The organism is Fibrobacter sp. UWS1 (assembly GCF_002300445.1).
Classification (GTDB): Bacteria; Fibrobacterota; Fibrobacteria; order Fibrobacterales; family Fibrobacteraceae; genus Hallerella; species Hallerella intestinalis.
Map to the genome: position 1 here is coordinate 897614 of NZ_NSGW01000002.1, position 15625 is coordinate 913238.

At 51.3% G+C, this 15625-nt stretch carries 11 protein-coding genes and 1 pseudogene; 5 read left to right on the top strand and 7 right to left on the bottom strand.

Annotated elements, in window-relative coordinates; translation table 11 throughout:
* Nucleotides 1–2 precede the first annotated feature (2 nt).
* Together BGX14_RS14145 and BGX14_RS14150 are read left to right on the top strand one after the other, a co-directional pair.
* Nucleotides 3–2156 (top strand): polysaccharide biosynthesis tyrosine autokinase, encoded by a 2154-nt coding sequence (locus BGX14_RS14145; RefSeq protein ID WP_095880228.1) that lies wholly within the window; start codon nucleotides 3–5, stop codon nucleotides 2154–2156.
* A gap of 38 nt (nucleotides 2157–2194) precedes the next feature.
* Nucleotides 2195–3160 carry a UDP-glucuronic acid decarboxylase family protein gene (locus BGX14_RS14150; protein ID WP_073304922.1) on the top strand — a complete coding sequence of 322 codons (966 nt, stop codon included), beginning with the start codon at nucleotides 2195–2197 and terminating at the stop codon, nucleotides 3158–3160.
* Here the strand turns inward: BGX14_RS14150 and BGX14_RS14155 are convergent.
* A complete protein-coding gene (locus BGX14_RS14155; RefSeq protein WP_073304924.1) occupies nucleotides 3121–3306 on the bottom strand; it encodes a PspC domain-containing protein in 186 nt (61 codons plus the stop codon). The genes BGX14_RS14150 and BGX14_RS14155 overlap by 40 nt on opposite strands.
* Nucleotides 3307–3415: 109 nt before the next feature.
* Here BGX14_RS14155 and BGX14_RS14160 point away from each other — a divergent pair, with 109 nt between their 5' ends.
* Nucleotides 3416–4627, top strand: coding sequence for a lamin tail domain-containing protein (locus tag BGX14_RS14160; protein WP_143394274.1), 1212 nt, complete (start codon nucleotides 3416–3418; stop codon nucleotides 4625–4627).
* Nucleotides 4628–4731: 104 nt separating this feature from the next.
* Here the strand turns inward: BGX14_RS14160 and BGX14_RS14165 are convergent, their stop codons facing one another.
* Both BGX14_RS14165 and floA read right to left on the bottom strand, forming a co-directional pair.
* Nucleotides 4732–5133 carry a hypothetical protein gene (locus BGX14_RS14165; RefSeq protein WP_095880230.1) on the bottom strand — a complete coding sequence of 134 codons (402 nt, stop codon included), beginning with the start codon at nucleotides 5131–5133 and terminating at the stop codon, nucleotides 4732–4734.
* 176 nt (nucleotides 5134–5309) lie between these two features.
* On the bottom strand, nucleotides 5310–6299 hold the full coding sequence (gene floA, locus BGX14_RS14170) for a flotillin-like protein FloA (protein WP_073304929.1): 990 nt from the start codon (nucleotides 6297–6299) through the stop codon (nucleotides 5310–5312).
* A 369-nt stretch (nucleotides 6300–6668) separates the two neighbouring features.
* Here floA and BGX14_RS14175 point away from each other — a divergent pair, with 369 nt between their 5' ends.
* Nucleotides 6669–7544 (top strand): DMT family transporter, encoded by an 876-nt coding sequence (locus BGX14_RS14175; protein ID WP_073304931.1) that lies wholly within the window; start codon nucleotides 6669–6671, stop codon nucleotides 7542–7544.
* 71 nt (nucleotides 7545–7615) lie between these two features.
* Here the strand turns inward: BGX14_RS14175 and gap are convergent, their stop codons facing one another.
* Nucleotides 7616–8617: a type I glyceraldehyde-3-phosphate dehydrogenase gene (gene gap / locus BGX14_RS14180; protein WP_073304933.1), complete on the bottom strand. Its 1002-nt coding sequence runs from the start codon at nucleotides 8615–8617 to the stop codon at nucleotides 7616–7618.
* A gap of 129 nt (nucleotides 8618–8746) precedes the next feature.
* Between gap and BGX14_RS14185 the strand changes: the two genes are divergently transcribed.
* Nucleotides 8747–12541, top strand: a complete 3795-nt coding sequence (locus BGX14_RS14185; RefSeq protein ID WP_073304935.1) for a transglutaminase domain-containing protein — start codon at nucleotides 8747–8749, stop codon at nucleotides 12539–12541.
* Nucleotides 12542–12675: 134 nt separating this feature from the next.
* Here the strand turns inward: BGX14_RS14185 and BGX14_RS14190 are convergent, their stop codons facing one another.
* From BGX14_RS14190 to BGX14_RS14195, 3 genes and pseudogenes are all read right to left on the bottom strand, one after another.
* Nucleotides 12676–13740 (bottom strand): Coenzyme F420 hydrogenase/dehydrogenase, beta subunit C-terminal domain, encoded by a 1065-nt coding sequence (locus BGX14_RS14190; protein ID WP_233126566.1) that lies wholly within the window; start codon nucleotides 13738–13740, stop codon nucleotides 12676–12678.
* A 9-nt stretch (nucleotides 13741–13749) separates the two neighbouring features.
* Nucleotides 13750–13944, bottom strand: a pseudogene (locus BGX14_RS16535) (4Fe-4S dicluster domain-containing protein); the annotation flags it as partial.
* Nucleotides 13920–15509: an ATP-binding protein gene (locus BGX14_RS14195; protein WP_095880232.1), complete on the bottom strand. Its 1590-nt coding sequence runs from the start codon at nucleotides 15507–15509 to the stop codon at nucleotides 13920–13922. The pseudogene BGX14_RS16535 and the gene BGX14_RS14195, both read right to left, overlap by 25 nt.
* Between the last annotated feature and the right edge of the window lie 116 nt (nucleotides 15510–15625).

Here is a 15625-nt window from a genome sequence, read left to right on the forward strand (position 1 = left end):
ATATGGCAGAAAATGAAAATACGATGAACGCGCCGGTTTCGGCTGCACCCAAAGACGACGAGATTTCGATTCTCGAAGTTTGCGGAATTTTGTGGGGAAAAAAATTCTTTCTGCTGTTCTGCCTTATTTTGGGAGCGGTTGTCGGCGTGCTTGCCGCTTATTGGATTCGTCCGCAATACACGAGCGACGCCCTGTTGCAAATCGATGTTTCGGGCAGTGCTTCGGCAAAGGCCTTGGGCGATATGGGCGCTCTGCTGGAATCGTCGAGCCCTGCGGATGCGGAAATCGAACTGATAAAAAGCCGCATGGTGCTGAATGACGTCGTGGAGCAGGAAAAGCTCTGCTACTCGGCGACTCCGATTGGGAAAATGAACCGCCTGCTGCATCGCGAAGGCCGCATGGATTTGGACTCCCTTTACATTCCGGAGTTTGCTCGAACCGAAGAATGGAAAGCGGTCGTGCTTTCCCCGGATTCTTTCGCGGTTCTGGATCCCGAAGAAAAGCAAGTCCTCCGGGGTGAGGTGCGCAAGCTGCTCGTGGCTCCTTATGCGGGCGATACGTTGGCAATTCGTGTTAGTTTGTTGCGGGCCGAAGCTGGCGAAGAATTTGCGCTCGCCCAGAGTTCGCCGTTGAATGTGGCGCGGGCTTTGGCGACCGGATTGGAAATTGCCGAGAAGGGCAAAAAGACGGGCATTCTGACCATGAATTTCAGCCATCGCTATCCGGATCGGGCTGCGGCCATTTTGAATGCGGTGGCGAACGCCTACTTTCGGCAAAACGTAGAAATGCGAAGCGCCGAAGCCGAAAAAACGCTGGCGTTTTTGGAAGAGCAACTGCCGGCGGTCAAGGCGAAGCTTGACACTTCGGAAAAGGTTCTTGCGGATTACCGTTTTCAGGTCGGTTCCGTCGATATGACGGGGGAAACCCACGCCCTTTTGGAAAAAGAAACGAATTTGCAAAAACAGTTGCTGGAACTGGGTGCGGAACGCCAACGCCTTGTTCGGCTTTTTACTGAAGAGCATCCCAATGTGCAGACGATCGTTGCGCAGCAACAACGCATTCAAAACGAATTAAACCGCCTGAAAAAGAATGCCGAAAAAATGCCCAAGACCCAGCAGGAAATTTTGCGCTTGCAGGCGGACCTTTCGGTGAACAATACGGTCTATCTGGATATGTTGAATAAAATTCAGCAGTTCCGGGTCGTGCGCGCAGGGGCGATTGGCAATGTGCGTATTGTGGATTATGCGCAGGTGGAAACGAAACCGTCCAAGCCTAAAAAGACGATGATTGTGTTGGGTTCTGTGGCGGGAGGATTTGTTTTGGGCGTTCTGATCATTTTCTTTTTGCGGGCGCTCTCGCCGCGCGGCGTGCGCAGCTCTGTGGAACTGGAACGGGAAACGGGGGAAGTCGTCCTGGCTAAAATTCCCAGAACATTCAGCCGCGTTCTCACCAACCGTCGGCGTTCCGGCGAGGGAAATCCGATTCTTGTGCTGGAAGATCCGGACGACCCTGCAAGTGAAAATATCCGTTCGCTTTTGACGGCGGTGGAATTTGGAATGCTTTCCAAAACGAACAACGTGATTATGGTGACGGGCATTGACAAGGGCATCGGCAAAAGCTTTATCTCTTTGAATTTTGCTGCGGCTATGGCAAACGCCGGGAAAAAGGTCCTGCTTATCGATGCGGATATGCGCAGGGGAAAGCTCATTCGCAAGCGGCGGAAAGGCCTTGTCGAAGTCCTCTTGGGCAAGGAATCTCTGGACTCGATGGTCACTCTCTACGACAATGTGGAAAATCTTTATGTGTTGAGTACGGGCATTCTCAACGTCACGGCTAGCGAATTGCTCCGCGGACAGGCTTTTGCCAATCTGGTGGCGGAAGCCCGTGAAAAGTACGACGTGGTTCTCATTGACACGCCGCCGGTCGCTTTGGCGACGGATGCCGAACTGATGGCGAATCTGGCAAGTCTGGTTTTGTTCGTAATCAAGTACAACACGCACAGCATGGAAGAAATTCAGGAAATGCTGAAACGGTTAAAACGTTACTTGAACGGCCAGATCGCCCTTGTAATGAACTCTTGTATGAGAGAACGCGGTTATGGGTACGGGTATTACGGGGGATACGGGGGGGGGTATTCTCGTTACGAGAAATACTAAAGAATGGCCTTTGTGTGTAATTTCTGCGTGGAGTCGATATGCGTTGTTTAGTAACGGGCGGTGCCGGATTTTTGGGCAGTCACCTTTGTGAGCGTCTGTTGGATGATGGCCATGAAGTCATCTGTCTGGACAATTATTTTACAGGGCGTCTTGCCAATGTCAATCACCTGCGTGACAATCGCCGTTTTGAACTCATCCGTCACGATGTGACGGAACCGATTCTTTTGGAAGTGGATCGCATTTATAATTTGGCTTGTCCGGCAAGTCCTATCCATTACCAGTATAATCCGGTCAAAACCATCAAGACCAGCGTGATGGGCGCAATCAATATGCTCGGGCTTGCCAAGCGTGTTCATGCCCGGATTTTGCAGGCTTCAACCAGCGAGGTCTATGGCGATCCGGAAGTGCACCCGCAAACGGAAGATTACTGGGGCAACGTGAATCCCATCGGCATTCGCAGCTGCTATGATGAAGGCAAGCGCGTGGCGGAAACCCTTTTTATGGATTACCATCGGCAGAACCGTGTCGATATTCGCATTGTGCGCATCTTTAACACTTATGGCCCGAGAATGCTCCCGAATGACGGTCGGGTTGTCAGCAATTTCATTGTGCAGGCGTTAAAGGGCGAGGACATCACCATTTACGGTTCGGGCGAGCAGACGCGCAGTTTTTGTTATGTCAGCGATTTGATAGAAGCTTTTGTCCGGATGATGGATCAGGACGATTGCATCGGTCCGGTGAATGTCGGAAATCCGCACGAGTTCACCATGCTGGAACTCGCCCAAAAAATTATTGAACTGACGGGCAGCAAAAGCAAAATCGCGTATATGAGCCTGCCCGGGGACGATCCTAAAAAGCGCAAGCCGGATATTCGCCGTGCGCAAAAGGCCTTGAACGGTTGGGAACCCCGGGTTCAGCTGGAAGAAGGCCTGCGTAAAACGATTGAATATTTTGAATCGGAGTGTCAGTCCGGATTGGGAATCAAAAACCAGCAGAGCAGATAGGCGAGCACTCCCGTTCCCAAGGAAAGGAAAATTCCCGCTATCCATAAAATGCGGACGATGGTGGGGTCGATGTTGAAGTATTCGCCGATTCCTCCGCAGACGCCGGCGATTTTTTTGTTGTTTTCGGACAGGGTTAGCTTTTTCATCGATTGCCTTCAAGGTGTTAATAATTTTTTTCAAAAATAAAGTAGCAATTTTGCGCCCAAGAAACGTTATACCCTATGAGATCTCTCATTAAACCAAAGGAGGCTAAAAATGAGAGATAGTCGTTTACAAAAAATCCTGTTCACCCTTTCCCTGTTCGCTATTTGTATGGCGGGCTGCTCCCAGAGCGAAAAAACGGAAGGGCCGAATCCCCTCAAAACATCCGTGCATTTGGATGCGGTCTGTAAAAGTCTTCCGCTGACGGACAGTCTGGTTTTGGACTTGGTCGGCCCGGATACTTTTCATGTGGTTCTGGGCGATTTGGAAACCAGCGTGGATAAGCTGCTGAATCCGGGAAGCTGGAATTTCTATGCCAAGTATTACGCCAACGGCCTATTGGTGCAACAAGGCGAAGTCGCAGCGGAACTTTCGGCAGGGGAAGAAGTCAATATCTCCATATCCATGCGTGCGGTGGCGGGCTTTTTATTTGTGCGGATTCCTCTGGGGCTTACCAATCCGATGGACATCGCTTCGGGAGAGCTTTCGCTTCTCTCTGGCAAGGATTCTCAGTCGTACCCGCTTTCCTTTACAGCGGAAGCGGCGACGGTTTCTACGGGAATGCTTGTGATTGGGCAAACTTACGATGTGCACTTGGAATTGCTTTCGTCTTCGGGGGAACTCCTTTACCAGATGGATTCGCAAGTGCTGATCGACGGCGAAAATTTCGCTTTGAATTGGGAACTGAACTCCCTGCATGCCGATGTTTCGCTTTCAATAAAATCGGATTCGCTTTCCACTTTTTCGGCGACGGCCTTTTTGCCTTCGAAATTGCGTGCGCCCAAGGCGGGCGATTTGACTATCACGGAATTCATGACCGAAGGCAAGGATGAATTTGTGGAATACTACAACGCTTCTTTGGACACTTTGGATTTGCAGGGATGCTCCTTGTGGGCGACGAGCAGTTCTTCCTTTAAGTCCATGGTAGAAATTCCGGAGACGGTATTGCTTCCACCGGATGCATTCTTGATCTTTGGAAACGATTCGATGCCAGGCAGGGATATTCCGGTAAAGCTTTCTATGCCAGGCACAAAGGGTTCTATCGCTCTGCGCTGTGGTGAATTGACCATAGATTCTCTGTTCTATGTGAGCGAAAAAACGGTAACGGCAGATACGACGGGAGCTTATGCGGGAATTTCTCCTTTTGCGGTGGATTCCAAATGGAGCTTGCAGCTTCCGCTGGAGAATTATAAGAATCGCGAAAACGGCTTATCTTGGTGTAACGGGGAATTCTCGCTGCACCAGAAAGCGAATTGTGCGGATTAAAGCGGGCGAATCGGAAAAGCGTTTTTCCCTTTAAAATGGCAAGTGGCGGATACTTCGTATCGGCCACTTTTTTTCTGTATGGAGATCTTGGAAATTTCGCTAAATCAGCGGAAACGGAAACCGGCAAAAGGTCTTTTGAATCGGGGATCGTTTAGAACGTTTGCCCAAAGAAAACCTTTGCGGGCTTCTTGCCTGTTGAACGCAAACTTGGGAATCTCCTTCTGGCTGGTTGGAATTTTCGTTTCCAGAGCTTCGGAATTGTCGTTGAAATGGGCGATTTCGACGGGGGATTCTTCCGCATAGAGTTTCGCCGCATTTTGAAACGGATTGGGAACAGGAATTTCCTCGGCGGGTTTCGGTTCCGGAATGGGTTCCGGCTTTTTGACAACCTTTTGGGGCTGCGGAGCGATGTTGCCCGCTTGCTTTGCCTGTTCTTCTCGGAATTTGCGGATTAACTCTTGCAAAGGATCGGGAGGCGTCGGTGGCAAATCCTCTTCCGGCTCCATATCGTCTTCGTCGGGAAAATCGTCCTCGTCGTTTCCGTACTCGCTCTCGTCATCGTATTCCTGCTCGGGGGCGGCACGGGGCGGCTTTTTTGTTCGGCGCGCTTTTTAATCCACGTCGCACCGACTTGCAGAGCCACAATGACGAGAAAGAAAAGGAGTCCTTCCATGGGGAATCTTTACGGGTTGGGTTGATTCGGCTGGGAATTTTCGCCCGTGACGAGTTGCGTGCGCATTTGCGTATCGGCCTGGATGTTTTTCATATTGTAATAATCCATTACACCGAGACGACCGGAACGGAGAGCGTCCGACATGGCCATGGGAACTTGTGCTTCGCTTTCCACCAGCTTGGCGCGCATTTCCATCACTTTGGCTTTCATTTCCTGTTCGGCAGCGGTCGCCATGGCGCGGCGTTCTTCCGCTTTTGCCTGGGCGATTTTCTTGTCCGCTTCGGCTCGGTCTGTTTCCAGGCGCGCTCCGATATTTTGGCCGACATCGACGTCGGCGATGTCAATAGAAAGAATTTCAAAAGCGGTTCCCGCGTCAAGCCCCGAAGCGAGGACTTTTTGGGAAATCATGTTCGGATTTTCCAAGACGTCCTTGTGGCTTTTTGCTCCGCCGATAGAGGAAACGATTCCTTCGCCGACACGGGCGACGACGGTTTCTTCGCCGGCTCCGCCGACCAGTTTCTGGATGCTTGCGCGCACGGTAATTCGGGCGACGGCGTGCAGCTGAATGCCGTCGAGGGCGACTGCGCTGACCCGGGGAGTTTCAATCACTTTGGGATTGACGGACATCTGCACGGCTTCGAGAACGTTGCGACCGGCAAGGTCGATTGCTGCGGCTTGCTTGAAATCCAGTTTGATGTTCGCTTTGTTGGCGGCGATGAGAGCCTGGATGACGCGGAGAACATTTCCTCCCGACATGTAATGCGCTTCGAGCAGATTCGTATCGACCGGCATTCCGGCTTTGCAACTGAGAATGCGGGCATCGACGATGATTTTGGGGGGCACTTTGCGGAGTCGCATGCCAATCAGCTGGAACATGCTGACCCCGGCTTTGGAAAATAACGCCTGGAGCCAGAGATTAAAAAATTTGGCGACAAAAGCCAAGATGATGAGTCCGATGATGACGGCGATGATGATGCCCAGAATGGCGATGTTACCCATAAAGTCCTCTTTAAAAGTTTTCCTTAATATATATTTCTGTTTGCGAAAATGGTTTATGTCCGCTTTTAAAAATGGCTTTGGGGTTATTTAGTGGCTAGTATTCAGCGGACAGTGATCAGCTGCTAGCGGCTAGAGCCTTTCGACTAGTTCGACAAGCTCACTAACCGAAGCTCAGGGACCGTCTGTCGAACCATGGTTAGGGATTGGTTGAAAGTTGGAAGTAGGGAAATTCGGAAAAATGATTTCTTGCTGATTTGGTTTTGAAAAGCGGTAGGTCATCGCTTCCCCTGTCCCATTCAAAAATTCGTCTAGGGAATTTTATCGGTAGCTTTATTAAAAGGGAACGGATTAGCTATTTTTGGCGGCGAAATGAAAAGAGATCATCTTGGTGTCGCTTATGGCGCATTGGCTGCGATTTGTTATGGGACGAATCCGTTGGGAGCCCTCCATTTGTATGCCGCGGGGCTTTCGCCCGTTTCCGTACTTTTTTACCGGTTTGCTTTTGCCGTTTTGTTTGTGCTGCTGGCGTTGGGCGTTATGCGAAAATCTTTGCGCTTTCCGCGGGAAAATATCTTGCCGGCAGTATTCTTGGGATTTTTGTTTGCGGTATCCTCTTTTTCACTGTTTTCTTCTTTTTTGTATATGGATGCAGGGACCGCTTCGACGCTTTTGTTTGTATATCCGATTCTGGTCGCGATTTTGATGCACTTTTTCTTTCGTGAAAAATTGACGGCAAAAACCGGATTTGCTATTACGCTTTCCTTTGCAGGAGTCGTCTTCTTGACGCGCGGCGACGGCGGTTTTTTAAGTGTAAAAGGGATTCTTCTGGTTCTTTTGTCGTCGATTTCTTATGCCGTGTCGATTATCGTTGCCGCCCGGATGCCCAAGTCGACAGGTGCTTTGAAACTGAATTTGTACGTACTTTCCTGTTGCGCCGTATTTATCTTTCTTTTTTCGATGCTTTTGCCGGGAAATTCCTTGCAGCCGCTTCCCGATGGAATGGGCGTTTTTTGGGCGGCGGTTTTGGGATTCGTGCCGACTTTCCTGTCCCTGGTTTTGACGGTGAAGTCGCTTAAAATCATCGGTTCAACGCCGACGGCGATTCTGGGCGCTTTGGAACCCTTGACTGCCGTGTGCATCGGCGTGTTCGTTTTTGGGGAAAAGTTCTCGTGGCGACTTCTCGTGGGAATCGTTCTGATTCTTTCTTCCGTCGTTTTGGTTTCCCTCAAAAAGAAGCGGACTTAGTTTTACGTTATTTCCGTACAAAAAAAGACCCCGTTTGCACGGAGTCTCTTTCAAGAATTTAGCGTTGCTAATTACTTGGTGATCACGCGGGCCATTTCGCAAACCTTGTTGCTGTAGCCCCATTCGTTGTCGTACCAGGCGCAAACCTTCACGAAGGTCGGGTCGAGCTGGATGCCAGCCTTGACGTCGAAGATGGAAGTGTGAGCGTCGTTGCGGAAGTCGGTAGAGACGACAGCTTCGTCGGTGTAACCGAGGATGCCCTTGAGTTCGCCTTCGGAAGCCTTCTTCATCGCTTCGCAGATAGCTTCGTAAGTTGCCGGCTTTTCGAGTTCGGCGGTGAGGTCAACGAAGGAAACGTCAGAGGTAGGAACGCGGAGGGACATACCGGTGAGCTTGCCGTTGAGCATCGGGAGAACCTTGCCGACAGCCTTTGCAGCACCCGTGGAGGACGGGATGATGTTTTCGAGGATGCCACGGCCACCGCGCCAGTCCTTCTTGGACGGACCGTCAACGGTCTTCTGGGTAGCGGTTGCAGCATGGACGGTGGTCATCAGGCCGCGCTTGATGCCGAAGGTGTCGTTCAGAACCTTGGAAATCGGGGCGAGGCAGTTGGTGGTGCAAGAAGCGTTGGAGATGATCTTCTGGCCTGCGTAGGTCTGGTGGTTTACGCCATAGACGAACATCGGAGTCGCGTCCTTGGACGGAGCGGACATGATGACCTTCTTGGCACCAGCCTTGAGGTGAGCGGAAGCGAGTTCTTCGGTGAGGAAGAAGCCGGTGGATTCGACGACAACGTCAACGCCCAGAGCGCCCCAAGTGATGTTGGAGGGGTCTTTTTCGGCGAAAATCTGAATCTTGTTGCCATCGACGATCATGTAGTTGCCATCGACCTTGATGTCGTGCTTGAACTGGCCATGAACGGAATCGTACTTCAGCATGTAAGCGAGATAATCCGGGTCGAGAAGGTCGTTGATACCGACAACCTGAATGTCATTTGCGAAGTTTTCCACAGCAGCGCGGAACACCATACGGCCGATACGACCGAAACCATTGATACCGAGTTTAAGAGCCATTTTAGGATCCTTTGTTTATTGTTCATCTGCCATCTCTCAAAGCCGAGAGACTTTAGCTGGTGGAAATTTACTAAAATTTGCTTTTGTCGCGAGGTGGATAACTCGCTTTTTTATACCTTACAGGGCAGGATGATGCGTAATATCAAGCCGGCGTTGGCCGTTGTTCTCTTTTTTTGGGTTCTTTCCTTGTCTGCGTGCGCAAGCCGCCCGGACATCCCTGTTCAAAAAATTCCTCAAGAGGAAACTCCGGAGTCCGGAAAATCGGCTTTGGCCAAGCCCGTTTCGGAAAAGGGGAAAATTTCCCAGAGCGGCGCGACATTTGAAAAGACGGTCGAAAATCGCATCATGGATTTTGCAAGGCCGGACTTTTCCTTTCATCTGCCGTCCGAAGATTGGGAACTGGTGAGCGATCCGACGGACGCGTCGGTTCCTTTGGAATTTTTCAACGAAAAGGCGGGCCTTCGGGCAGAAATACAGCAGATCCTTTTAGGTGCGGGGGAAGCCCCGAATGTGATGGACAGGGCGCGTGCGGAAATGCAGGGGCGCAGCCTTTCGTATAAAAAGACGGATTATGCCGAAGTGCGTCCGCAGGAAGAGCTTTCGATGACAGGCGCTTTTTTTGAAACCGCGGGAAGGTCGTCCGAATCGGCTTTGGCTGCCGACGGGTTTGTGCTCGCCTCGGGAAACCGCGTGTTTTTCTTGGTGCTTTCTTCGGCGGACAGCGCTCTTGGCCGGGAAGGCCTGAAAAAGGAATGGCAAAATTTCTTTGCGGAATTTCGTATTGCCGAATCTTTAAAACGGGCGACGGCGGAACAGGAGATTTCAAAGGAAAGGGTGACGGATTACGAGTCGAAATCGCTCGGCTACCGCTTCCATGTGAACGATACGCTGTGGCACAACTGGTCGGGAGTGGCGGCCCAGAACGGCGATCCGGATTTGGTTCTTGCGAACCGGACGGAAGAAACCGCCTTCTTTGTGTATGGGACGGTCGTCTCTCCCGATGAAATCAGCGCGCAGGATCTGGAAAAAGTGCTGCTGATTCGCTTGGGGCTCGATCCGAACGACCCGAATCTGGAAAGGACTCGTGTCCGTGGCGGCAATGCGGAAAAGTTTACGCTGAATTTTACTTGCACGCGGGTCATCGACGGCTACGATTTTCAATATGTCGGCAGATATTTCTGGGATAACGGGCGGGGGATTTTGGTAGCGGGCTGGGCGCAGGGCGTGCTCTACAAGAAATATGCGGCGGCGCTCAACAGGGCGATAGATGGCATCGTTCTGGGCGAAAAACCGCAAGAGCTTTCGGACGAAAAAAGCCTGCAATTCCAGGCGGCGGTGGTCAATCAGGTGGGGCTCTTGCGCCTTGCCGAAAACCAGCCGCTGGTCGCGCTTTCGTATTTTGAAAAAGCGAACAAGATGGATCCGTCCGAACCGCTCTATCTGTTGAACTGCGGCTTTGTCTATCAGATGAAGGAACTGTATGCGCCCGGAGTCAATCATTTTTTGAGCGAAATGGAATTGGTCCGCCAAAATGGACGGCTGCTCTCCATTCTGGGCGAAATGTACGAAGCGATGATGGATTACGGGGAAGCCAGACGCTATGCGGAAATGGCGCTGCGCTACACGCCGAACAATCCGGAATACGTCATCAACCTTTCCGATGCCTTGTGGGGGCTTGGACAGCGTACGCAGTCGCTCTCGGTCGTGCAGAATCTTTACGACAAGCAGCCTTCTTCAAGACTGGGAGTCTATCTGGCAAAAACCTATATGGGCATGGATCTGTATGCCGAAGCGGTCGAAATCCTTTACACGACCAAGAAAAAATTTGGCATGAGCGTCGATTTGGGGCTGACGCTGATGGATGCGCTGGTTTTCTTGGGACGTTATTCCGAAGCGTTGGCGGTCAGCGAAGAAGTTCTTCCGTTGGGATCTTCGGATTACCGGGTGTGGGCGTTGCGCGGAAAGGTGCAGTTCTATTCCCGCAATTACGCGCAGGCCGAGAAATCGCTTTCCCATGCGCAGGTCATGCGCCCGGACGACGAAAGCGTCCGGAGTTTCCTCTCGGCGTCCAAGGCGTTTTTGGGGAAAGCTGACAACCGGATTTTGCAAAAGAAAATCGATCCGGTGGAAATGCGCCCGATGGCGTTGGCCGCACTGGTGAACAAGGACTACGCAGAAAAGGCAAAGGCGGACGGCTTCCCGGCGGTCGTGCACTATTCCCGCGAAGCGCTCCGGGCGGACAAGGACAAAGCTTGGGTGCGGACACGGCAGCAGCTGATTGAAATTTTGGATACGCGCGGGGTCGGCATTTATTCCGAACTCGCATTTGATTTCCTTCCCGGCTTTGACCGCATCTATGTGAACGCTCTGGAAATCTACGATTCCTCAATGAAATGGAAAGCGAAAATTCCGCTCTCCGGCGCTTACATTACTTATGCGACGGAATTGGGGCAGAGCAACGAAATGCAGACAGCGCACTTCCCGCTGGAAAAACTTTCGCCAGGCGATTTTATTTTTGTGCAGGTCTCGCGGACGAGCGTCGCCAATTACGGCGTGATTCCCTTTGTGAGCTTTGAAGCCAGCGAAGAGGTTCCCGTTCAAAAAACGTCCTTTAAAATTTATGCGGACACGGCTCGCTTTGTGACCGAAGAATACGGCCCGCTTTCTACCCGTTACGATGCGGATGGTGAAGAATGGACTATCGACGATCCTGTGGTGAAGCGGCATGAACCTTATATGCCCGTGTATCGGGATTACGGCGCGGGATTTGAATTGACGGGAAAGCGCACTTGGCAAGATGTCGGGCGGGAATATGAAAACCTGATCCGGCACCAGTTCAAAAATTCGATTCCCGTGCGGGAAAAGGCTTTTGAAGTGAAAGGAAGTCGGCTGGGCGAAGAGGCGATACTTGCAGAAGTCCGTTATGTCCGTGAAAATATCCGCTACCGGGACGTGCGCTTTGGTGGGCATTCCCTGATTCCCCAACTGGCGGAAACGACCTTGCGGGAACGGCGCGGCGATTGCAAAGACCAGAGCCTGCTTTTGAAAGAAATGCTTGCGGCGATAGGAGTGCCGAGCAAACTCGTGGCGATTCATCTCTCGGAAGCAGGGTTTGAAACGCTGCCTTCGATTCAGCAATTCAATCACATGATGCTGTATATTCCCAAAGGGGACAAGCATCCGGAAATGTGGGTGGATCCTTCGGACAAAGGAGGCAACGATCGCCCGATACCGCTGGACATGGAAGGAAAAGTGGCACTGGTCATCGATGCCGAATCCAGTTATGTCGCCGTGACGCCGGTTCTGGAAAACGAGAAGGAACACCAGGTGTTTTTGGGGCATCGCTTGCACATTTCCGCGGACGGAACGGCAGAATTTCGGGACTCCCTTTGCATGACGGGAAAATTCGCCAGCGTGCTCCGCAATCAGCTTTACGGGAAGGACGCCAAAGAGATGGAAGTCCTGATTCAGGATTTGATTGCCCAGCGGATTCCCGACGTTTCGATTTCACGAGTGCGAGCGGAAAACGTGGCGGATTTCAACAAGCCGTTGAAACTCGTCATCACCTTTGCTTCGAAAAATTATTTTGGAAAAAGTTCGGACGGCGTTCGTGGGCGTTACCCGAATGTCTGGGAGCGTTCTATTATGCACCTGCCGAAGGTTCGCACCCGCTATCTGCCGATTCGGATGCCGCATGAAACGGAATTTGAAAGCACTTTGGATGTTTCTGCCGACGGCTCTCTGGAAGTTTCGGAAGCTCCGCGCTTTTCCCGGGAAACGGAGTATGTGAATTTTGAAAAAACGGATGGTGGCTACAAGTGGATGACTTTTGCGATTTATGCGGATCCTTCGGAATACGAGCGGATTCGCGAAGAGTGGAATTATCTTTTGGACGCGACATCGCCGGAAATTGTCGTGAAGTAGGCTGAAAATTCGATGCTGGAAGTGGGGAAGTGGACAGAGGTCCGTTGATTGTTGGGAGAAGCGGCGGCCTTTGTCGGATAAAATATGGATTTCTGAAGATATTTTTTATTCTGGTTTCTGGCTATTGAAATCCGCTATCCCCGCATTTTCTTTTTCAGTTGCTCCAATCCCTTTTTCCCAAGAAACGTTTGGAGCGCCTTTTTTACCCCACGCTTGACAAAGCGTTTTGTTCGTTGCTTCAAAGAGCTTTTCCCGAAACGGCGGAAAAGAAAATCGATGGAGGAATTTTCAAAATCTTCATAGAACTTGTTGCGCAACGGACTTCGCTTTTTGCAAGTGAAATAGGAGGGATTGTATTTCACCGCTTCCCGCATATTGACGGGAGCGGATAAGAAAGAATCTTTGCAGGAATCGAAAAACTTCGCGCCCTTTTCCGTTTGCACGATGACCAGCGAAGTTCCCTTGTCGTCGTCCATTTCGGGAAGGATGTTCCCGATTCCCCAGAAATCGGCGAGGGTAATGTCTGCAACATGGTTGTCTCCGCGAAATTTGCACTGGTAACAGCCTTCACGCAAACCGTGATCTTTTAAAAAGAGCTGCATATATTTGTCTTTGTCCAAGGTTTGCCTGTATTCACTTTCGTTTGCGTACGCAAATGAAAGCGAATACAGCTTCCAGCCGTCATCCTTCCGTCTGAAAGCTGTTTTCACGGGGCGGCCCTGCGCCCCGTGAGAATGTTCCTGAACGTATTTTTCGAATAGGGCAGGGGAGGGAACTCCGTGACAAACCACATCTACGGTGAATAGATTTTCGAAATCCTTTTTTAGAAAAGCTTTTAAGCCGCCCACTTGGCATGGTGTTCCCGAAAAAAGAACTTTTTTGCCTTCCTTTAAAAAGCGACGAACATCCTGGTAGGAATTCCCGATTTCGCTTTGCAAATACTTGGAACCGCGAAGGGCTTCCAGACTCTCGGAGGTCTCGACTGAGCGGTGTGAAAGTTTTAAATCGCTGTCGAATGCCGCGCCAAAAATAACACCGCCTTCGGCAATGATTTTTTCTGCCAAGCACGTGAAGATGCCTCCCGAGGAACTTTTCAGGCGGATGTTTTCGTCGATGGCTTGAACAGCAAAGGAAGCGCGGACGGTAAAATTTTCTTCGGCGGATTGGATGGATTCGTCGCCGGATTTTGCGTGCAGCACAGGACACGTCTTGTCGCAAAGCCCGCACTGGATGCAAATATCCGAATGGATTTTCGGGTAAAGAAAACCTTCGGAGTTCGGAACAATTGAAATGGCGGATTTCGGGCAGGCATTGGCGCATGCGGCGCAGCCGGAACAGGATTTAAGACTTTCTATTTGTATGGAGTTTTCCCTTGTTTTTATTGCTCTTCCCGGATAATCCACTGGCCCACGGTGCGTTTTTCTGCATCGAAGCTGGCCCCGATTTTGTATAGCTTCTTCGGGTTGCCATCTGTGGCAAGGGTTGCCGTATAAGGGATCAGGTAGCCTTTGGAATCGATTTGCGCGAGGGCGTCTTCTGCGGTTCCGTTACCGTCCAATTTGAATTCGAAGACATAAACGCTGTCGTCGGTTTCCACCACGGCGTCGGCGCGTCCCGCGGCGCTGCATTCCTCTGCCTTCGTGACGAACGGCGTGCAAAGCTTGAAAATCAGGAAGAATAGGGCGCGATAGTAATTCTCGTTCTGTTTCGTCGTGTTGTAAGGAATGCTGCTGATGAAGGCTTTTATCTGGCCCATGGCATCGTCAATTTTTCCTTCTTCCAGGGTGTCGGCAAGTTTCATCAGGAACGTGTCGTTTTGCACCACGTCGTCCTTGGCGTAGTAAGGCATCAGCGCTTTCAGAAATCCCAGCCGCACTTCGTCATTGGGGAATCCGAGGACATAACGCTCGCCCCGCTTGAACGTCTTGATGGTCAGGTATCCGCTCTGGTAGAGCATGGGGATGGGGTTGGTGGCCGTCTCGGTGGGCGCGTCGAACATATCCAGGGTGGCGTCGAAGCCGTCGTCGAAGGGCTGCGGGTCCACCCTGTAGCGGCTCATGAGTTTGGTGAGTATGGTTGGCGTGCCGGTAGCGAACCAGTAGTTGGCAAGTTCCTGCTTGCTTAATGCATTGATGAGGCTGAACGGGTTGAAAACGTCCGGGGAATTCTTGCTGAAATGGTAGCCGTCGTATTTCCGTTTCAACGCTTCGCAGGCCTCGCCGTGAGTCATGCCGTTCTTGTCGGCGAGGGCACGGATTTCCGGTTGCATCTGCGAGAAGACCTCTTCCTTGGTGATGCCGCAGATGGCCGCGAATTCGTCATCCATGGTGATGACGTTCAGGTTGTTGAGCTCGCTAAAAATCGACAGCTGGCTGAACTTGCTGATGCCCGTAAGGAAGACGAAGCGGAGAATGCCGCCCAGGTCCTTGAGGGGGCTGAAGAGTTTCCGCATCTCGTTCTTGAGCGTGAGCTGGAGTTCCGGATTTTCCATGGAGTCCAGGAGCGGCGCGTCGTATTCGTCCACTAGGACCACGGGCTGCATGCCGGTGGATTCATAGGCCGCCTTGAGAATTTCTCCAAGTCGCGGCCCCCATTCGAACTCGTTTCTGTTCTGGACTCCGTAGGTTCTCTCGAATTCGGCGAGCATGGAGTTCAGCGTAAACTGCAGGGCTTTGAGGCTCGTGAACTTGTTCCCGGCGAAACTCAGCTTGAAAACCGGGTGCTTTTTCCATTCGGTTTCCAGACGCTCCATGGCGAGTCCTGCAAAAAGTTCCTTGCGGCCTTCGAAATAGCATTGCAATGTGCTTATTAGAAGGGACTTGCCGAACCGGCGCGGACGGGAGAGAAAATAATATTGACTTGTATGGGTTAACTTATAGACAAGATCCGTCTTGTCCACATAGAAGTAGCTGTTTTCGCATATTTGTGCGAAGTCCTGCACACCGATGGGGAATCTTTTCAAAGCCATAATTGTAATGTAATTAATCACTTTTACTGTGACAACAGAGTGGACTGATCGAACCACCCAGTCCTAGCTGTTTTTTCAACAAAAGACCAAATTTCCACCGCCCGAAATTCCTCGAC